16 protein-coding genes are annotated in these 17,122 nt (G+C 71.5%); 8 read left to right on the top strand and 8 right to left on the bottom strand.

What is annotated here, in order from left to right:
- The first annotated feature begins 154 nt into the window (after window positions 1–154).
- A complete protein-coding gene (locus tag ACIGJO_RS02440; RefSeq protein WP_399950859.1) occupies window positions 155–1,510 on the top strand; it encodes a hypothetical protein in 1,356 nt (451 codons plus the stop codon).
- Window positions 1,511–1,513: 3 nt separating this feature from the next.
- Here the strand turns inward: ACIGJO_RS02440 and ACIGJO_RS02435 are convergent, their stop codons facing one another.
- Complete coding sequence (locus tag ACIGJO_RS02435; protein ID WP_399950856.1) at window positions 1,514–2,545, bottom strand: NAD-dependent epimerase/dehydratase family protein; 1,032 nt, start codon at window positions 2,543–2,545, stop codon at window positions 1,514–1,516.
- 398 nt (window positions 2,546–2,943) lie between these two features.
- Here ACIGJO_RS02435 and ACIGJO_RS02430 point away from each other — a divergent pair, with 398 nt between their 5' ends.
- Both ACIGJO_RS02430 and ACIGJO_RS02425 read left to right on the top strand, forming a co-directional pair.
- A complete protein-coding gene (locus tag ACIGJO_RS02430) occupies window positions 2,944–3,753 on the top strand; it encodes a hypothetical protein (protein WP_399950853.1) in 810 nt (269 codons plus the stop codon).
- 191 nt (window positions 3,754–3,944) lie between these two features.
- The gene (locus ACIGJO_RS02425) at window positions 3,945–4,295 is read left to right on the top strand and encodes a hypothetical protein (RefSeq protein WP_399950850.1); all 351 of its coding nucleotides are present in this window, start codon (window positions 3,945–3,947) and stop codon (window positions 4,293–4,295) included.
- 143 nt (window positions 4,296–4,438) lie between these two features.
- Here the strand turns inward: ACIGJO_RS02425 and ACIGJO_RS02420 are convergent, their stop codons facing one another.
- The gene (locus ACIGJO_RS02420; protein WP_399950847.1) at window positions 4,439–5,401 is read right to left on the bottom strand and encodes a LysR family transcriptional regulator; all 963 of its coding nucleotides are present in this window, start codon (window positions 5,399–5,401) and stop codon (window positions 4,439–4,441) included.
- A gap of 123 nt (window positions 5,402–5,524) precedes the next feature.
- Between ACIGJO_RS02420 and ACIGJO_RS02415 the strand changes: the two genes are divergently transcribed.
- Window positions 5,525–6,787 carry an MFS transporter gene (locus tag ACIGJO_RS02415; protein WP_399950844.1) on the top strand — a complete coding sequence of 421 codons (1,263 nt, stop codon included), beginning with the start codon at window positions 5,525–5,527 and terminating at the stop codon, window positions 6,785–6,787.
- Window positions 6,788–6,862: 75 nt separating this feature from the next.
- Window positions 6,863–7,360 carry a GNAT family N-acetyltransferase gene (locus ACIGJO_RS02410; protein ID WP_399950841.1) on the top strand — a complete coding sequence of 166 codons (498 nt, stop codon included), beginning with the start codon at window positions 6,863–6,865 and terminating at the stop codon, window positions 7,358–7,360.
- Window positions 7,361–7,372: 12 nt separating this feature from the next.
- Here the strand turns inward: ACIGJO_RS02410 and ACIGJO_RS02405 are convergent, their stop codons facing one another.
- Entirely contained in the window at window positions 7,373–8,275 is a 903-nt protein-coding gene (locus tag ACIGJO_RS02405; protein WP_399950838.1) for a glycosyltransferase family 2 protein, read from the bottom strand.
- Window positions 8,276–8,404: 129 nt separating this feature from the next.
- Entirely contained in the window at window positions 8,405–9,910 is a 1,506-nt protein-coding gene (locus ACIGJO_RS02400) for an MFS transporter (RefSeq protein ID WP_399950835.1), read from the bottom strand.
- A 103-nt stretch (window positions 9,911–10,013) separates the two neighbouring features.
- Here ACIGJO_RS02400 and ACIGJO_RS02395 point away from each other — a divergent pair, with 103 nt between their 5' ends.
- The gene (locus ACIGJO_RS02395; protein ID WP_399950832.1) at window positions 10,014–10,640 is read left to right on the top strand and encodes a TetR/AcrR family transcriptional regulator; all 627 of its coding nucleotides are present in this window, start codon (window positions 10,014–10,016) and stop codon (window positions 10,638–10,640) included.
- Window positions 10,641–10,698: 58 nt separating this feature from the next.
- Window positions 10,699–11,745: a hypothetical protein gene (locus tag ACIGJO_RS02390; protein ID WP_399950829.1), complete on the top strand. Its 1,047-nt coding sequence runs from the start codon at window positions 10,699–10,701 to the stop codon at window positions 11,743–11,745.
- 3 nt (window positions 11,746–11,748) lie between these two features.
- Here ACIGJO_RS02390 and ACIGJO_RS02385 read toward each other — a convergent pair whose 3' ends face one another.
- The 3 genes from ACIGJO_RS02385 to ACIGJO_RS02375 form a co-directional block, all read right to left on the bottom strand.
- Window positions 11,749–12,711: a PhzF family phenazine biosynthesis protein gene (locus ACIGJO_RS02385; protein ID WP_399950826.1), complete on the bottom strand. Its 963-nt coding sequence runs from the start codon at window positions 12,709–12,711 to the stop codon at window positions 11,749–11,751.
- Between the two features lie 107 nt (window positions 12,712–12,818).
- Window positions 12,819–13,286, bottom strand: coding sequence for a lamin tail domain-containing protein (locus ACIGJO_RS02380; RefSeq protein WP_399950823.1), 468 nt, complete (start codon window positions 13,284–13,286; stop codon window positions 12,819–12,821).
- Between the two features lie 143 nt (window positions 13,287–13,429).
- Window positions 13,430–14,185: an SDR family oxidoreductase gene (locus tag ACIGJO_RS02375; RefSeq protein WP_399950821.1), complete on the bottom strand. Its 756-nt coding sequence runs from the start codon at window positions 14,183–14,185 to the stop codon at window positions 13,430–13,432.
- 189 nt (window positions 14,186–14,374) lie between these two features.
- On the opposite strand from ACIGJO_RS02375, the gene ACIGJO_RS02370 reads away from it, so the two are divergent.
- Window positions 14,375–16,042 (top strand): alkaline phosphatase D family protein, encoded by a 1,668-nt coding sequence (locus ACIGJO_RS02370; RefSeq protein ID WP_399950819.1) that lies wholly within the window; start codon window positions 14,375–14,377, stop codon window positions 16,040–16,042.
- A 63-nt stretch (window positions 16,043–16,105) separates the two neighbouring features.
- On the opposite strand, the gene ACIGJO_RS02365 is transcribed toward ACIGJO_RS02370, so the two are convergent.
- A complete protein-coding gene (locus tag ACIGJO_RS02365; RefSeq protein WP_399950817.1) occupies window positions 16,106–17,107 on the bottom strand; it encodes a Gfo/Idh/MocA family protein in 1,002 nt (333 codons plus the stop codon).
- Window positions 17,108–17,122: the final 15 nt, after the last annotated feature.

Genomic DNA, 17,122 nt, shown 5'->3' with positions numbered 1-17,122 from the left:
AGGGTGTGACTATGCCGCCGTTGTGACTTCTGGCTGACCTTTCGAGTGACACGATGACGCGGTTATGACATCTCCCCGCCTTCTGGCGAAGGGCAGTTCACAAGGAGGGTCGTCGCGGTATCCCATGAGGAGCAACCGATTCCGCGGAGGGGACATGGACGAGGAGCGGCGCACGGTGTTGTTCTCGCTGGCGACGAGACGGGGCATTCGCTCCCACCAGGCATTCAGCGACGAATACACCCGCGTCGCTGAGCAGTTACGGAGCGAGGGCTACGACGTCGCCCCTGCTCCCGTGGCGCGTCACTACGAGCGCTTCCTGAAGTTCGGGGAAGTCAAGACGACACCCCACGCTCCCACTGCTCGGGTACTGGAGCGCATGTTCCAGATGCCCGCGCGAGACCTGCTTCGCTCAGCCTCCGACGTCCGGGAACTTGAACCGGAGCGCTCCACCCGGGCCTCATCCCCGCCCGTGCTCGACGAAAGTGAACTGCTGATGACCGCTCGGGACGCCGCCTCACACGCGGGTGAAGCCGCCTCGCTCCACCTGGACGAGATGACCCTCGATCAACTCCATGACGAACTGGTCCAGCTGACGCGAAGGTACGGCCGCACCGCCCCCGACGAGGTCTACCGGGACGCGACCAGCTTGCTGAACCGGGCGCAGGTGCTGCTCGAACGGACCCGGTCCCCTGAGCAGCACACCCGCCTCTACTATGCGGCGGCGCAGGCCAGCGCGATGCTCGCAGCCGTGTCCTTCGACCTGGGAGCCCTGGAGCCTGCCGTCACCTTCGCCCGGTCCTCCGCCCAGTACGGCAAGACCATCGGCAGCGGACCCGTGCAGGCGTACGCCTACGGCATGATGGCCTTCATGGCGTTCTGGGACGGCCGTCCCAGCGAGGCCGTACGACTCGCGAAGAACGCTCAGCACTTCGGCGACCTGGGGGACACCGCACGCCGCCGCCTGTACTCCATCGAGGCCCGCGCGCACGGACATCTGGGCAACGCCGACCAGGCTGAGCGGGCCATCCGCGAAGCACTGGACCAGAGCAGCGGCCGTCGAGACGAGCTGCACGACGACATCGGCGGCGAGTTCGGGTTCGATGCCGCCCGTACTGCCATGAGCAACGCGACGACATGCCTCCTGCTGCGTAATGCCGAGGGCGCGGAGGAGTTCGCCGCGAGGGCGCTCACCCTGCTCCGCGCCCGGCCTGCCGACGACCAGCCGATCGTGGTGTCAGGGCCGGCGGCCGTTGACCTGGCCCGCGCGCGGCTGCTCCGTAACCAGGTGGAGGGCGCCCAGGAGGCCCTGACGCCCGTCTTCCAGGTGCCGCCGAGCTGGAGGGGATCCGGCATGATGGAGCGACTGACGGCTGCCCGGATGGAACTGACGCGCCCCGAGTTCCGCAACGCCCCCGCGGCACTGGAGCTGGCCGAGCAGATCGAGGAGTTCAGCGCGCTCTCCCCGATCCGCCGACTCGGCGCCGTGAACCCGCTCGCGATCGAAGCCTGACCGCTACCGGCCGAGCGCCTCCAGGATCACAGCCTCCTTGTCCGGTGTGATCCCATGCTCGGCCCAGCGAGGATGCTCCACCGGCATGCCGCCGCCACGGAGCCACGCCCAGGTGTCCGCAACGGTCTCCGCCAGTGGCCGGCACAATAGACCGGCCGCCTGCGCTCGCGTGGACTCGATCTTCCACACACCGGCGTGCGTGCGCCACAGTGGTAGCTCCGTCCATTGCTTCACTCCGTGGTCCAGGAGCAGCTTGTCCGGGGCCCAAGCGAGTTGCGCGTCCCCTCCGGTGGCGAGCGCGCAGGCGGTGAGCAGATCCACCATGGTGTCCCGGCCGAGAGGCGCGACACAGTTGTACGCGCCGCCCTGGTCGGTGGCGGCCCGGTCCAGAGCGAAGGTGGCCACGTCGCGTACGTCGATGGGCTGGATGGTCTTGTCCGGGCTCCCTGGGGCGAGCATCCGGCCGCCGCGCGCTGCCCGGCTGAGCCACCACGGAAGCCGGCCGACGTATTCGCCCGGACCGAGGATGACGCCTGGCCGCAGGATCACCGTCCGGTCATCCCCGAACGCGGCAGTCGTGGCCCGCTCCGCGCCGGCCTTCTGGCGCCCGTAGTACCAGTCCGGCCCGTCCCAACCCTTCGGGAGGCGGCCGTAGTCGGCGTCGGCGTCCGGCGGTCCGTCCAGGACCTCGGAGTCTTCGGCGAGCGCGTCGTTCGGCCACCCGCGGTAGGCGTTCACGGTGGAGATGTAGACGTACCGCTCGGCCACGGACTCCAGAGCCCGGGTTCCCGCGAGGACGGTGCGCGGCGCCATCTCGGACGCGGAGGTGTCCACCACGGCGTCCCACGGGCCTTCACCGGCCAACCGAACCAGGTCTGCGTCGTCGGTGCGATCCCCATGGACCGGCCGGGCTCCCTCTGGTGTGGTGCCGGAACGGCCGCGGTTGAAGACCGTCACCTCCCACCCGCGATCGAGCGCGGTCTGGGCGACGGCCCGCCCCAGGAACCAGGTTCCGCCGAGTACGAGAATCTTCATGGCTGCGATCCTGCCGTGTCGAGCTGCTTTCGCGGAAGGCAGGTCAGGTGTCGCTCACTTGCTACCGGTTCGACGGCGGAGAACTCCTCGACGGAGCGATCCCCGCTTGTGCGGAGGTGAACCGATCACGGCCAGCACGCGCCCGACACCGGCGCGTGCTCGCCGCGCCCTCGGGGATGGCCCCGAGGGGCACTGAGGTTCGCTGGCCTGACGCCTATCGTGCAGGCCGAGCTTGTGCACGCACGTGAGTAGGTCGGGTGCGCCAGCGGCGCTCGGCCTACTTCCAAGAGCTGGGTCGACACCGGCTTCAAGAGAACCGTCATCGAACACGAGAACAGCCGGCCGAAATCGGCGTGCTTCCTGACACCTCTCCCCTCCTCCACGGTGATGATGACGATATGAAGCGCCGCGATGTCATGGGCCTGCTCGCCGTCGCGGGCGCGCTGGTCACCCTGCCCGGTCCGGCCGAGGCCCCCCGAGGGCACACAGTGGGGGCGCTCCTGGAGACAGGGGAGGAACTGCACCGCAGCCTCTGGCAGGTCTTCACGCTCTCGGACTCCAAGCCGGCTGTCTACCCGGCGGTCCGCGAGCAGCTTGATGTCCTGACGCAGGGCCTGGCCGAGGCGCGTACCGCAGCGGACCGGGCCCGGCTGTGCACCATGACGGCCGACCTCTACCAGCTCGCCGGCGAGCTCTTCTTCGACGCCAACCGGTACACCGACGCCGCCCAGTACTACACGCTGGCTGCCCATGCGGCCCACGCCGGTGGTGATCACGACCTCTGGGCCTGTGCCATGACCCGCCACGCCTACGTCGAGCTGTACGCGCGCCGTGCGCCCACTGCCCGGTCCCTGCTGGCGGTGGCCTCCCGGATCGCCCGGCAGGGCGACAGCGCGCTGTCCACCCGCCACTGGGTCGCCGCCGTCCAGGCTCAGGTGTGTGCGGCCATGGGCGACATCGACGGCTGCGCCCGGGCCCTCGACGAAGCCGAGCAGGTGCACTCCCTCGACGGCCACTCCCCACAACGGCGGCTGGCTCCGCTTCGACGGTTCGCGCCTCCCCGAGGAACGAGGGGCCTGCTACCTCCAGCTCGGTCGTCCCGGTCTCGCGGAGGATGCCCTCACCGTGGCCCTCGCCCAACCGCTGTCCCTGCGCCGTCGCGCCGCCGTACTGAGCGACCTTGCCGTCCTCGGGGCCCACCGGGGTGACGTCGACCAGGTCGTGCAGTACGCGCAGGCGGTGCTCGGCCTGGCCGGCCGGTCGAACTCGGGATTCATCGGCAAGAAGCTGGACGGACTTCGAGGGCGTCTTGCCCCGCTCATGTCCGATGACCGAGTCTCGGATCTGGATCACCGAATCGCGGCGCTTCCGCGCACCGCATGACGAGAGGGACACGTGCATGAGTGACGGTCGGATCTTCCGCGAGGCGTGGATCGCCGGTGTGAACAAGCATTACCCCGGTGAGCCGAAGCCCGGCTACGTCACTCCGTGGGACGAGACGCCCGAGTGGGAGCGCGAGGCCGCCGCCGTGTACGGACAGGTGCGCGACTTCGTCAGGATCAGCGAAGGGCACGCCACGCGGCCCACGCGTGAGCAGAAGGGCCGCTTCGTCGCGATCTGCTGGACCGCCCAGGTGTTCAAGCATTTTGAGGACCCGAAGCCCGGATACGTCGCCGACTGGGCCGGCCTGCCGGCCTGGCAGCAGGAGACGGACGCGGACATCTTCGAGCGCATCGAGCAGCCGGTCTGAACCCTGGGAACGACGAAGCCCCCGTCCGGGCCATTCCGGGCCGGGGCGTCTCCTCAGGCATCCATCGAGGTGGCTACAGAAGCGCCCTACCCGTACGGCCGCCCTCCTCCCCGGGAGGATCCCTCGCGCCGCGCCGGACCCGGTCAGGGGTGTCCGGGGTGTCCGCCGTCGCGGTGGGGGGCCGTTGCCCAGGACGGGCGCCAGACTGCTCCGGGGAGCGGTGCCAGGCTTTCGAAGTGGTTGATGACCGCCCGGAGTCCGGGGTGCGGGTTCGCCCGAGGGAAGAGGAGCGAGATCGGGTACGCGAGCGTCGGATCCACGATCGGGACGCGGCGCAGGTCGTGGGCGGCCGGCCAGAGGTACCGGTCGCGCGAGCCCACGAGGGTTGCCACGTCCGCGGAGTCCGCGAGGATGTCGAGGAGCACCTCGTTGCCGAAGTTCGGGCCCGCGGCGTCGATGCGGAGGTCGAAGCCGGTGGCGAGCTGATCGTAGAACTCCGCCCATTCGCTCCGCGGTGCGATGCCCGGCACCCAGATCCGGTGCCGGCGCAGTTGCGCCGGGGTCAGGGTTCGCGCGGAGGCGAGCGGGTGCCGCGGGCCGACGAGGAGTTCCAGCGGGGAGTCGAACGCGGGGATCATCCGTACGTCCTGCGGCAGAGCGGCCCGGTCGGTGACCGAGCGGAACGAGGCGTCGATCTCGCCCGCCCGGACGGCGGCGACCGCCACGCGCGGGTCGTCGACCCTGAGGGTCACCACGTCGAGGTCGGTCCCGGGGCGCGACCGCCAGTAGTCGTGCAGAAGGACGGCCTGCGCGGACCGCAGGCCCAGTACGTCGATCCGAAGGGCCCGCGAACCCGGCCTGATCGCGGTGACGGCGCGGTCGACGTCCGTGATGATGTTCCGGGCGTGCGGGAGGAACGCCTGGCCGTCGAGTGTCAGCTCGACGCCCCGGGCGGTGCGGGTGAACAGCCGGACGTCGAGTTCGCGCTCAAGGGCCGCGATCCGCTTCGACACGGCCTGTTGTGTGACGCCGAGCTCGTCGGCGGCCTGTTGCAGCTGTCCGAGCTCGGCCGCGCGGACGAACGATCGCACGACCTCGGTATCCATCTCTTCAGCGTAGTCATGCCCAACCGATGGTTGTGGCTCGCCCGGGAGCCGGTTGTTTGATCCGCTGACGGCAGGGCCTGTGTGATGCGGGGGCCCACTTTTTGGTTGTCCCGGGGGAGTCGCATGCGTGTGCAGCTGGGGCGTGATTTCGGCCGGCTGTGGTCGGCCTACGCCGTCAGTACGTACGGTTCTTGGATCGCCTTCGGCGCGTTCCCGCTGATCGCGGTGCGCGTGCTCCACTCATCGGCGTTCGCCGTGTCGGTCCTGGAGGCGGCCGGACTCGCCGTCGCGGCTGTCGTCGCGTTCCCGCTCGGGCCGTGGGTCGAGCACCGGGCCAAGCGTCCGGTGATGATCGCGATGGACCTGATCCGGTTCGTCGCGCTGGCGAGTGTCCCCGCCGCGGCCGTCCTGGGCGTGCTCTCGTACGGGCAACTGCTGGTCGTCTCGGTCGTCTCCGGGACGGCGGGCATCGCGTTCACGGCCGCGTCCGGCGCGTATCTGAAGCATCTCGTCCGTGGCGATCACCTGCTTGTGGCGAACGGGAGATTCGAGGGCACGAGCTGGGTGGCGACCGCGGCGGGCCCGCCCCTGGGCGGTGCGCTCACCGGGCTGCTCGGCCCGGTCGTGACCGTCATGGCCGACGCCCTCAGCTACCTGCTGTCCGCGTTCGGAGTGCTCCGCATCCGCGGGGGCGACACCGCGGCACCCCGGGACCGGACCCCCGGGCCGCGCGGAGCCGGTCTGCTCTCGGGCCTGCGGTTGATCCTCCGTGACCGGGTGCTCGGGCGCCTGTTCCTCAACTCGGTCCTGGTCGGCGGTCTGATCATGGCCACCGTCCCGCTCCTGTCCGTGCTCCTGCTGGGCCAGTACCGCTTCCCGGCCTGGCAGTACGGTCTGGCCTTCGGCGTTCCGGCTCTCGGCGGCTTCGTGGGCGCCCGGCTCTCGGCGCGCCTCGTGGCCCGCTACGGCCGGTACCGGGTCATGACCGTCTCCGGCCGGCTGAGGTCGTTCTTCCCGCTCGGCCTCGCGTTCATCGGTCCGGGCATCCCCGGACTCCTCACTGTGATCATCGTCGAGGGCCTGCTGATCACCTGCATGGGTGTCTTCAACCCGATCTACGCGACGGAACGTCTCCGACGGACCCCCGCGGATCACACCGCCCGCATCCTCAGTACCTGGAGTGCCGTCACCAAACTCCTGCACGCCGCCCTGATGGTGATCTGGGGACTGCTCGCCACGCTCACCGGCCCGCTCGCCGCGATCACCGTGTCCGGCGTTCTCCTGCTCGCCACCCCGCTTCTGCTGCCCGCGCGGAAGCACCTCTCCGCTCCCGGGGGCACGGGCCTCCGGGAGGGTATTTCACTGCCGCGGAAGCCCTTTCCATGATCTCCTGACCCCTGATCACCGTCCCGCACCCGCACGGGTGGGCGGGACGTCCGGCAAAGAGACGGGGTTGGGCGAATGGCACGGTACGGGTCGGGGCAGCGGGACCACAGCGGGATACGGGTACGCCGGGCCACCGCCGAGGACGCGGAGACCATCACCCGCCTCTTCCTCGCCTCGCGCGCCGCGGCCATGCCGTATCTGCCCCGTATCCACAGCGACGAGGACACGCTCGCGTGGATCACCCACGTCGTGCTGCCCGACAGCACGGTCTGGGTCGCCGAGAGCGGGGGCGGCGACTCCGGTTCCGTGGAACCGCTCGGGTTCGCCGCGCTCGCGGGGGAGGAGCTGGACCACCTCTATCTGCGCCCCGACGCCCTGCGCCGGGGCATCGGTACCCGGTTGCTGGCAGAGGTCAGGCAGGCCGCCCCGGAGCGGCTCAGCCTGTACGTGTTCCAGCGCAACACCGGCGCCCGCGCCTTCTACGAGCGGCACGGGTTCGCGGCGGCAGCGTTCGACGACGGCGGGCGCAACGAGGAGAACGAGCCGGACGTGCTCTACCGGTGGGCGGCCTGAGGCCCCGCGCCGTCAGATGACCGGCGGCCTTCCCAGCCGTGTCATCCGCCACACCGTGGACCAGCGCATCGGGCGGCGGTCGCCGCACGGGGTGCGCACGCCTTCGGCGAAGCCGCCCGCCCAGGCGCGCAGGCCCTTCATCGAGCGGGTGCGGGCCACGGTCAGCAGGGTCCAGGTGCCCAGGTAGGCGGGGACCAACGGGAGGGGGAGGTTGCGGCGGGCGAGCCAGACGCGGTTGCGGGCCGTCATCCGGTAGTAGACCGCGTGCCGGGCCGGGGAGGTCTTGGGGTGCTGGAGCAGCAGGTCGGGCTCGTAAAGGATCTTCCAGCCCGCTTCGAGCGCCCGCCAGGACAGGTCGGTCTCCTCATGGGTGAAGAAGAACTCCGCGGGCCAGTGACCGGTCCGGGCCAGCATCTCCATGGAGAAGGCGTGGCCGCCGCCGAGGAACGCGGTGACCGGGCCGCGCCGCATCGGGTCGGTGGCACGCAGCCGCGGGATGTGGCGGCGCTGGGTCTCGCCGTGCTCGTCGGCGATACGGAAGCCGATGATGCCCAGGCCGGGATCCGCCGCGAACAGCTCCTGGACCTTGCGGAACACGTCCTTGTCGACCAGCAGCCCGTCGTCGTCCAGCTCGATGACGACATCCACGTCGCCCAGTTCGGCGAGCCTGCGCAGGCCGACGTTGCGACCGCCGGGGCAGCCGAGATTCTCGTCCAGCTCGATCGTGGTCACCCCGCCCGGCAGGTCGGACAGGCCGGGGAAGGCGCTGAAGTCCGGGAGCTTCGTACCATTGCCGATGATCATGAGCCGGGTGGGGCGGACGTCCTGCATGGCCACCGACGCCAGCAGCGCCTCGACCGCCTGCGAACGGTCTCCCATGGTCACGATGGATACGCCGATACGTGGTGCGGACAAGATCGGTACTCCTGGGCTCGGCTGCGGCTCGACCGCGGCCCGGTTGCGGCCCGACCGGGCTCGGCAGCCTTCGGGCAGCGATGTCCGCGATCGTAACGTCTCTCCGTTCAGTCCATGGACGGTGCCATGTCACCTGTGGGCCGGTCCGTGTTCAGCGGACCGCCCGCCGCGCCGGGTGAGCAGGGTTCCGGCGAGCAGCGAGCCGGCCAGGACCAGTACGGAGTTGACCAGGATCGCGGTCGAGACCCCGGACAGCACGGCGTCCGGCCCTGTCGCCGCCCCCGTCCGGGCGGTGACGACGGCGCTCATGACCGGGATGCCCAGGGTGATGCCGACCTGCTGGGTCATCGTCGCCAGACCGGTGGCGAGCCCCTGCTCCTCGTCGGGCAGGCCCGAGGTGGCGGTGACCATGAAGCCCACGATCATCAGCATGTTGCCGACACCGCCGATGAACGTGGCCACCAGCAGCAGCCAGATCCAGGACCCGGAGGTGCCCAGCGCCACCAGCGCGATCGTGGCCACGGCCTGCACGGCACCGCCGGTCATGATGGTGCGCCGGTTGCCGAACCGGCCGACCGCGCGTCCGCCGAGGGTGCCTCCGAGCACGGTGCCGAGGCCGAGGACGCCGAAGGCGAGACCGGTGGCGAGCGGGGAGTAGCCGAGGACCTCCTGGAGGTACAGGGTGAGCAGGAAGACCAGCGAGGTCTCGGTGGCGAAGGCGATCAGCCCGGCGGTGTTGCCCCAGATGACACTGCGCCGCTTCAGGATGCGCACGGGGACGAGGGGAGCTGTGGCCCTTCGCTCGACGCGGACGAACGCGACGAGCAGTACGGCTCCGGCGATCAGCGCGGCGAGCGTGGTGGGGGTGGTCCAGCCGGTCTCGCCCGCCCGGGTGAGGCCGAACACCAGGAGGAGCAGTCCGCCGGTGACGGTCATGGCACCCGGCACGTCGAGCTTCGGCCGTCCGGTGGGCCGGGAGTCGGTGATCATGGACGGGGCGAGGGCGACGACGAGCGCGGCGACCGGCACATTGATGAAGAAGGCCCAGCGCCAGGAGAGCAGGTCGGTGAGGAGACCTCCCAGGATGGCCCCGGCGGTGAATCCGGCGGACATCAGGGCGCCGTTGAGTCCGAGCGCGCGTTCGCGCAGCGGGCCCTCCTTGAACGCGGTGGTGAGCAGGGCGAGACCGGCCGGAGTGACAGCGGCGGTGGCCAGACCTTGCAGCACCCGCGCGGTGAGCAGGACTTCGGGCGAGGTGGCGAGGCCGCCGAGAGCGGAGGAGAGGCCGAGGACGACCATGCCGCCGATGAACAGGCGCTTGCGGCCGACGAGATCGGCCACGCGGCCGAACAGCAGGGTGAACCCGGCCGCGGCGAGTGCGAACGAGGTGGCGATCCACTGGAGGTGCGAGAGCGAGAAGCCGAGCCCTTCGCCGACGACGGGCAGGGCGACGTTCAGGATCGAGAAGTCCACGGCGACCATGAACTGGGCGCCGAGGAGAAGGGTGAGCACGAGCTTCTGGCGGCCCGTCATGCGGCTGTCCGACGGTGGTGCGGTGGGCGGGGCGGGTACGCCGGCGAGGCCGGGGGCGGGTTCGGGGGCCGGGGTGAGCGGGGTCGTACCGGACGCGGACATGAGGTGCCCTTTCCTGAGGCTGCCGCTTTAATGGTTCTGCGGTTCCGTTAAGGTGGCGTCACCGTAGCAGGAGAAGGATTACTAATGGAACTGGAGACCCGTTATGGATGATGAGGGTGTGGGTGCCGGAGGAGTGGAGCCGGGGACCGTGCGGCCCGGCGGCCGTACCGCCCGGGTGCGGGAGTCGGTCCTGCGGGCGGCGGGCGACGCGCTGGCCGAGCACGGCTTCGACCGGCTCGACCTGGCCGAGGTCGCCCGCCGGGCGGAGGTGGGCAAGACGACCGTCTACCGCCGTTGGGCCACGCCCGCCGGACTGGTCGCCGACCTCCTCGCGGACATGGCGGAACAGTCCGTGCCGCGCACCGACACCGGCTCGCTGGACGAGGATCTGAAGGCCAACGCCCGGCTGGTGGTCCGGACGCTGACCGACCCGCGCCAGGGGGCGCTCTTCGCCTCGGTGATCGCCGCGGCCACCTGTGACGCGCGCACGGCCGACGCGCTGCACCGCTTCTACGCCGTCCGGATCCAGGAGTGGGCCGGCTGTGTGGAGGCGGCGGTCACGCGCGGTGAGCTGCCCTCGGGAACGGACCCGGGCGAGGTGATCGCCGCCGTCTCGGCGCCCCTGTACTACCGGCTGCTGGCCAGTGGCGGGCCCCTGGACGAGGCCGCCGCCGACCGGGCGGCCGAAGCGGCGGCGGCCGCCGCGCGTGCGGGGGTGTTCGTACGGTGAGCCCGGTACGGGCCGACCGGGCGGCGGCACCGCGACGGCATGTCGATAAAGTGCCGGAATGATATTCGGGAAAGCCCGGTTCGAGAGCGCCGTCGCGGACTTCGAGGCCGCGCTCGCGGCCCAGGACGCCAAGCGGTCCGGCAAGGCCTTCGTCCGCCTCCAGGAAACCTTCGGCCAGGCGCGGGAGGCGGAGCTCCTGGACGGCGGGCCGCGGCTCGCCGCCGTGCTGGCCGACGTGCCGCCCGGCCCGAGGGCCGTCGTCGCGGTGCTCGCGGGGGCCTGTGTCGAGCGCGGCGCGGACGCCGGGCGCTGCGCCCCGGGGGTGCTCGCCGGGCTGCGTACGGCGCTGACGGAAGCCGGACGGTTCGCCGAGGCGTGGGCCGCGACCGGCGGCGGGGACTTCCCCGCCCCGGACGGCGACGAGCCCGGCGAGGAGATCGTCGAGCGGGCGGGCTTCGAGGCGGCCGTCGGCTGGTGGACGCTGCCGCAGTGGGAGATGGCCGCCGCGGCGATGCTGAACCACGCCGACGTGCGGCGGGGACCGGTCGAGCGGGACGAACTGCTGCGGCTGCTCGATGTGGTGGAGCGGGCGTCCGGCCGGCGGTTCACCTCCCTCTCGTACGCGCTGCTGGTCAAGGACGACGAACCGCTGATCGTCCTGCACCGGGAATCCGGCACCGGCTACGCCCTGCGGATCTCCGGCATCGGTGACAACTTCCAGCTGCACACCCTGCTCGCCGACGCGCTGATCGGCGGCGGGCATGTCCCCGGCCGCGCGCCGTCGGCCCAGGAGGCCGCCGTCTGCCGCGACACCCCGGGTCAGGCCGGCACCGTGGGCTCGTTCGACCTGATGGCACCGGACGGCGGCCCGATCCGGAACGAGGGGACCCCGGCCGACATCCCGGTCGTCGACGGCGTCCGGCTGCTGGTGCTCGACAGCCCGTCCCGCGAGCGCTCCTGGCCCGCCGGGCGGTTCTTCCCCGGCATGCGCGGCGATGCCGTACTGGAGCGCGCCCTCGACCCGGAGGAGACGGCGCGGTGGTTCACGTACGTCTCAGGGGCCGAGGCAGGGGCCGGGTCAGCGGCCGGGGCTGTCATCGGCTGACGTTCAGCCGATCCGGGTGCCCGTCCCGGTGACCCTGATCCGGGCGTCGCCCTCGCGCAGTTCGACGGTGAGCGTGCCGGGCCGGCCCATGTCCGTGCCCTGGTGCAGGGTCAGGACGGCGGTGCCCGGGACGAGGCCCCGGTCACGTACGTACGCGCCGAAGGCGGCCGCCGCCGCGCCGGTCGCCGGGTCCTCGACGACGCCGCCGACGGGGAACGGGTCGCGGACGTGGAAGACGCTCCCGGACTCGCGCCACACCAGCTGGAGCGTCGTCAGGTCGAGCCGGCGCATCAGCGCTTCGAGCCGGGCGAAGTCGTAATGGAGGTCCGCCAGCCGTTCGCGGCTCGCGGCGGCCACCACCAGGTGCCGGGCGCCCGCGTAGGCGATCCGGGGCGGCAGGGCGGGGTCGAGGTCGGCGGCGGGCCAGTCCAGCGCGGCCAGCGCCTCCGCCAGGTCGGCCGGACCGATGTCCGTGATGTGCGGGTCGACGCTGGTCAGGGTGGCCCGCAGCTCGTCGCCCTCCCGGACGACGGTGACCGGAACCGGGCCGGCTGCGGTGGTGAACACCAGGTCGCCGGGGCCGTCGCGGTCCGCGAGGGCGATGGCGGTCGCGACCGTGGCATGGCCGCAGAAGGGCACTTCGGCCTTCGGGCTGAAATAGCGGATCGTGTAGGCCGCGTCGCCGGTCCGCTCCGTCAGGAACGCCGACTCGCTGTACCCGAGCTCCGCGGCGACGGCCAGCATCCCCGCGTCGTCCAGGCCGGACGCGTCCAGGACGACGCCTGCCGGATTGCCGCCGTCCGGGTCGGCGGAGAAGGCGGTGTAGTGAAGGACTTCGGGGAGAGGGAAGGGAACGGGGTCCCGGTCCTGGCTGTGGCTCCGGCTCTGGTCCCGGTCCTGGCCCAGGCCCTGGTCCAGGTCCCGGCTGTGGCTCCGGCTCTCGTTCCGCTCGCGGCTGTCGCTCATGTGGCAGCTCAACCGCCCCGCCCGGTGACGCATTCCCGCCCTGGCCGCATGGCCGCCGCGGTCTCCACGGACCGCGGCGGCCGGGGCGGGGGTCGCCCGCCGACGGGTCAGTGGCAGTTGATGGCGCCCTTGCCGGCCTTCTTCCAGGAGCAGGAGTCCTGGAGCTTGCCGTTCGGCTTGACCAGCCGGGCCTTGTCGCCGGTGTTGTTCCAGACGTACGAGCCGCGGTTCCAGTACACGCTGCCCGAGGCGTTCTTGCCCTTGCCGGTGCGGACCTTGACGGTCTTGCCCGCGCCGACGGTGTAGCTGCCGAAGGTGTAGGTGTAGCCGGTGTTGTCCTTCAGCTTGTAGCCCTTGAGCTGAAGCTTCTTCTTGCCGTTGTTGTGGATGTCCACCCACTCGGCGTTGAGGGACTTGTTCGACCGGGTGTCCTTGCCGGGGCTGTCGTACTGGATCTTGCCGAGGTGCAGCCCGCCCTGATGGGCGGCCGCCGAGGCCGGTGCCGTGGCGAGGAGCGAGCCGGCCAGAGCGGTGGCGGCGGCCAGGGCGATCGGCGCAGCGGTGCGTATGCGCATGCTGTGGTCCTTATGTGTAGTTCCGGTGAAGCTCAAGGGTTGGAGCATACGGCCATCGCACCCCCGTGCGGCGGTCGGATGGTCAAATCCGCAAAACCTTTCATATGACGGTGAGTTCCGGCAGGAACGGTCGACGTCGGGCGTCAGCCCCGCCCGACGTACGGCATCGTCGTCGCCAGCACCGTGGCGAACTGCACGTTCGCCTCCAGCGGCAGCTCCGCCATGTGCAGTACGGTCCGGGCCACGTCCGCCGCCGCCATCACCGGCTCCACCGCCAGTTCACCGTTGGCCTGGAGGGTGCCGGCCGTCATCCGCCCGGTCATCTCCGTCGCCGCGTTGCCGATGTCGATCTGCCCGCAGGCGATCCGGTACGGACGCCCGTCCAGCGACAGCGACTTCGTCAGGCCCGTCATCGCGTGCTTGGTCGCGGTGTACGCGATGGAGTGCGGGCGCGGCGCGTGTGCGGAGACCGAGCCGTTGTTGATGATCCGTCCGCCCCGCGGGTCCTGCTCCCTCATCTGCCGGTACGCCGCCTGCGCGCACAGGAACGCCCCCGTCAGATTCACGTCCACCACCCTGCGCCAGTCCTCGTACGCGAGGTCCTCGACCGGGACCGACGCGGGGCCGAACGTGCCCGCGTTGTTGAAGAGCAGGTCCAGACGGCCGAATCGCTCCCGGACGGAGGTGAACAGCGCGCCGACGTCGTCCGGGTCGGTCACATCCGTGCGTACGCTCAGCACGTCCGGCGAAGCGGCGGCCTCCGCCGTCCGTTCCAGGGCCTCCGCCCGCCTCCCCGCAAGCGCGACCGACCAGCCCGCGCCCACGAGGGCGAGCGCGACGGCCCGTCCGATTCCCGAACCCGCACCGGTGACGACGGCAACCCTCTGCACAGTGTTCATGGCCCGGCAGCGTACGGGAGGTGGCGGGCATGCCGTACGGCCCGTGCGGGGCCGCCCGAACGAAAGGCCCTGGCCACAGGTGGCACATGGTGCTCATCGAGCCGCCATGAGAATGTTGTGCACCCGACAACAGCAGGACGTCGCCCGGCGTTCCAATGACGTGGACAACAGCCGTCAGGGGAGGGGCACATGACACTCGCACCGTTCAGCACCGCGCCCGGTCAGCAGGACCATGCGGCGGAACTCCGCACCGCCGCCCGGAGCCTCCGGGACGGGGTGGGCCGCCGTCGCTTCCTCACCGCGACCGGCGCCGCCGCCGCGCTCGCCTTCGCGGTCAACCTGCCGACCGCGGGCGCCGCGAGCGCCGCGGAGCTCGACGCCCGGAAGATCACCGAGGACCCGTTCACGCTGGGCGTCGGCTCCGGCGACCCGCTCCCCGACTCCGTACTGCTCTGGACGAGACTGGCGCCGCGCCCCTACGAGGCCGGCGGCGGGCTGCCCGCCGTCCGCGTCCAGGTCCGCTGGGAGCTGGCCCGCGACGAGCGCTTCCGCCGCATCGTGCGTCGCGGATCGGTCACCGCCCACCCGGAGTTCGCCCACAGCGTCCGCGCGGACATCAAGGGTCTCGACCCCGACCGCACCCTCTACTACCGTTTCCGCACCGGAAGCTGGATCAGCCCGGTCGGCCGGACCCGCACCGCCCCCTCGGCCGGCGCCCGCACCAGCTCGCTGACCCTGGCCGCGGTCTCCTGCCAGGCGTACCACGACGGCTACTTCACCGCCTACAAGCACCTCGCCGAGGAGGACGTCGACGTGGTCTTCCACCTAGGCGACTACCTCTACGAGTACGCGGTGACCGCGACGGGCGGCGCCCGCAACTACACCGACCGCAGGCTCCCCGCCCACTACAACCGGGAGACGATCACCCTGGAGGACTACCGGCTGCGGTACGCCCTCTACAAGTCCGACCCCGACCTGCGGGCCGCCCACGCCGCACACCCCTTCGTCGTCACCTGGGACGACCACGAGACCGAGAACAACTACGCGGGCGGGACCCCCGAGAACGACGTCCCCCCGGAGGAGTTCCTGCTGCGCCGGGCCGCCGCCTACCGCGCCTACTGGGAGAACCAGCCGCTGCGCACCCCGCAGCGGCCCACCGGACCCGACATGCGGCTCTACCGCCGTCTGCGGTTCGGCCGGCTCGCCCAGTTCGACATCCTCGACACCCGCCAGTACCGCAGCAACCAGGCCTACGGGGACGGCTGGAAGGTCCCCGGACCGGAGTCCGAGGACCCCTCGCGCACCATGACGGGCGCCGCCCAGGAGCGCTGGCTGATCGACGGCTGGCACGCCTCGCGCGCCACCTGGAACGTCGTGCCCCAGCAGGTCACCTTCGCCCAGCGGCGCGATGTGCCCACCGACGCCTTCAAGCTGTCCATGGACTCCTGGGACGGCTACCCGGCCTCCCGGCAGCGGCTGCTGAACGGCGCGGAGGCCGCCGGGGCCGGCAACCTGATGGTGCTGACCGGCGATGTGCACGTCGGCTACGGCTTCGACCTCAAGCGGGACTTCGACGACCCGGACTCCCGCACCATCGGTACGGAGATCGTCGCCACGTCCATCACCAGCGGCAAGGACGGCGCGGACAAGCCCGCCAACTGGAACAACCAGACGCAGGCCAACCCGCACATGAAGTTCTACAACGGGCGCCGCGGCTACGCCCGCATCACCCTCGGCACGAAGGAGGCGCGCGCCGACTTCCGTACGGTCTCGGCCGTCACCACCCCCGGCGCGCCCCTCACCACGGCCGCCTCCTTCGTCACCGAGGCCGGGAACCCGGGGCTCACGCCCGCGTAGCGCCGGCTCCCGCGGGGCCCGGCTCCCGGCTCCCCGGTGCTCAGCGGCCGGTACGGGGCCGGGTCAGCCCCGCCCGTCCACCGCGTAGCGGACGCCGACGCGTTCACGTACCGCGTCGAGCGTCCGCATCACCGCGAGCGAACCGTCCAGCGGCACCAGCGGGGACTCGCGCTCGCCCGCCCGCACCGCGCGCATCACCTCGGCCGCCTCGTACTGGAGCCCGGTCAGGCCCCGCGGCCCCGGTCCCGTGGTGATCTCCTCCGGTTCCGCGCCCGCCCGGTGCAGCACGAAGCGCTCCGGGTAGAAGAAGCTGTGCGGGAAGTCGATCCGCCCGGCCGTGCCGATCACGGTGGCCGCCGTCGGGTGATGCCCGACGATCGAGCAGGAGAGCAGGGCGGTGGCCCCCGAGTCCCAGCCCAGCAGCATGCCGGTGTTCAGGTCGACGCCCTCGGGCGACAGCAGCGCGTCGGCCTGCACCCGGTCCGGCTCGCCCAGCAGCAGCTGCGCGAACGACACCGGGTAGACCCCCAGGTCCAGCAGCGCACCGCCGCCCAGCGCCGGATCGCGCAGCCGGTGCCCGGGGCCGAAGTCGCCCGCGAACCCGAAGTCGGCCTGCACGGTACGGATCTCGCCGATGGCACCGTCCCGCACCAGCTCGGTCATCCGCCGGATGACCGGGTTGCAGTACATCCACATGGCCTCCATCAGGAACAGCCCGCGCTCCCGGGCCAGCGCGACGAGTTCCGCGGCCTGCCGGGCGTCGAGCGTGAACGCCTTCTCGCACAGCACATGCTTCCCCGCCTCCAGGGCGAGCCCGGCCGCCTCCCGGTGCGCCGAGTGGGGGGTGGCCACGTACACGATGTCCACGGTGTCGTCGGCGACCAGCTCCGCCCAGCTCCCGTACGCCCGCCCGATCCCGAAGCGATCGGCGAACGCCTTCGCCGAGGCGTCCGTACGGGAGGCCACCGCCACCACCTCCGCGTCCGGCATCGCCCGCACGTCCGCGGTGAAGCTCGCGGCTATGCCGCCCGTCGCCAGCACGCCCCAGCGCACAGTTCCGCTCATGTCCGCCCCCACAGA

Source organism: Streptomyces sp. NPDC079020, assembly GCF_044542225.1.
Taxonomy (GTDB): Bacteria; Actinomycetota; Actinomycetes; order Streptomycetales; family Streptomycetaceae; genus Streptomyces.
The sequence above is the reverse complement of the archived record's forward strand: the minus strand, read 5'-3'. Positions and strand labels throughout refer to the sequence as shown.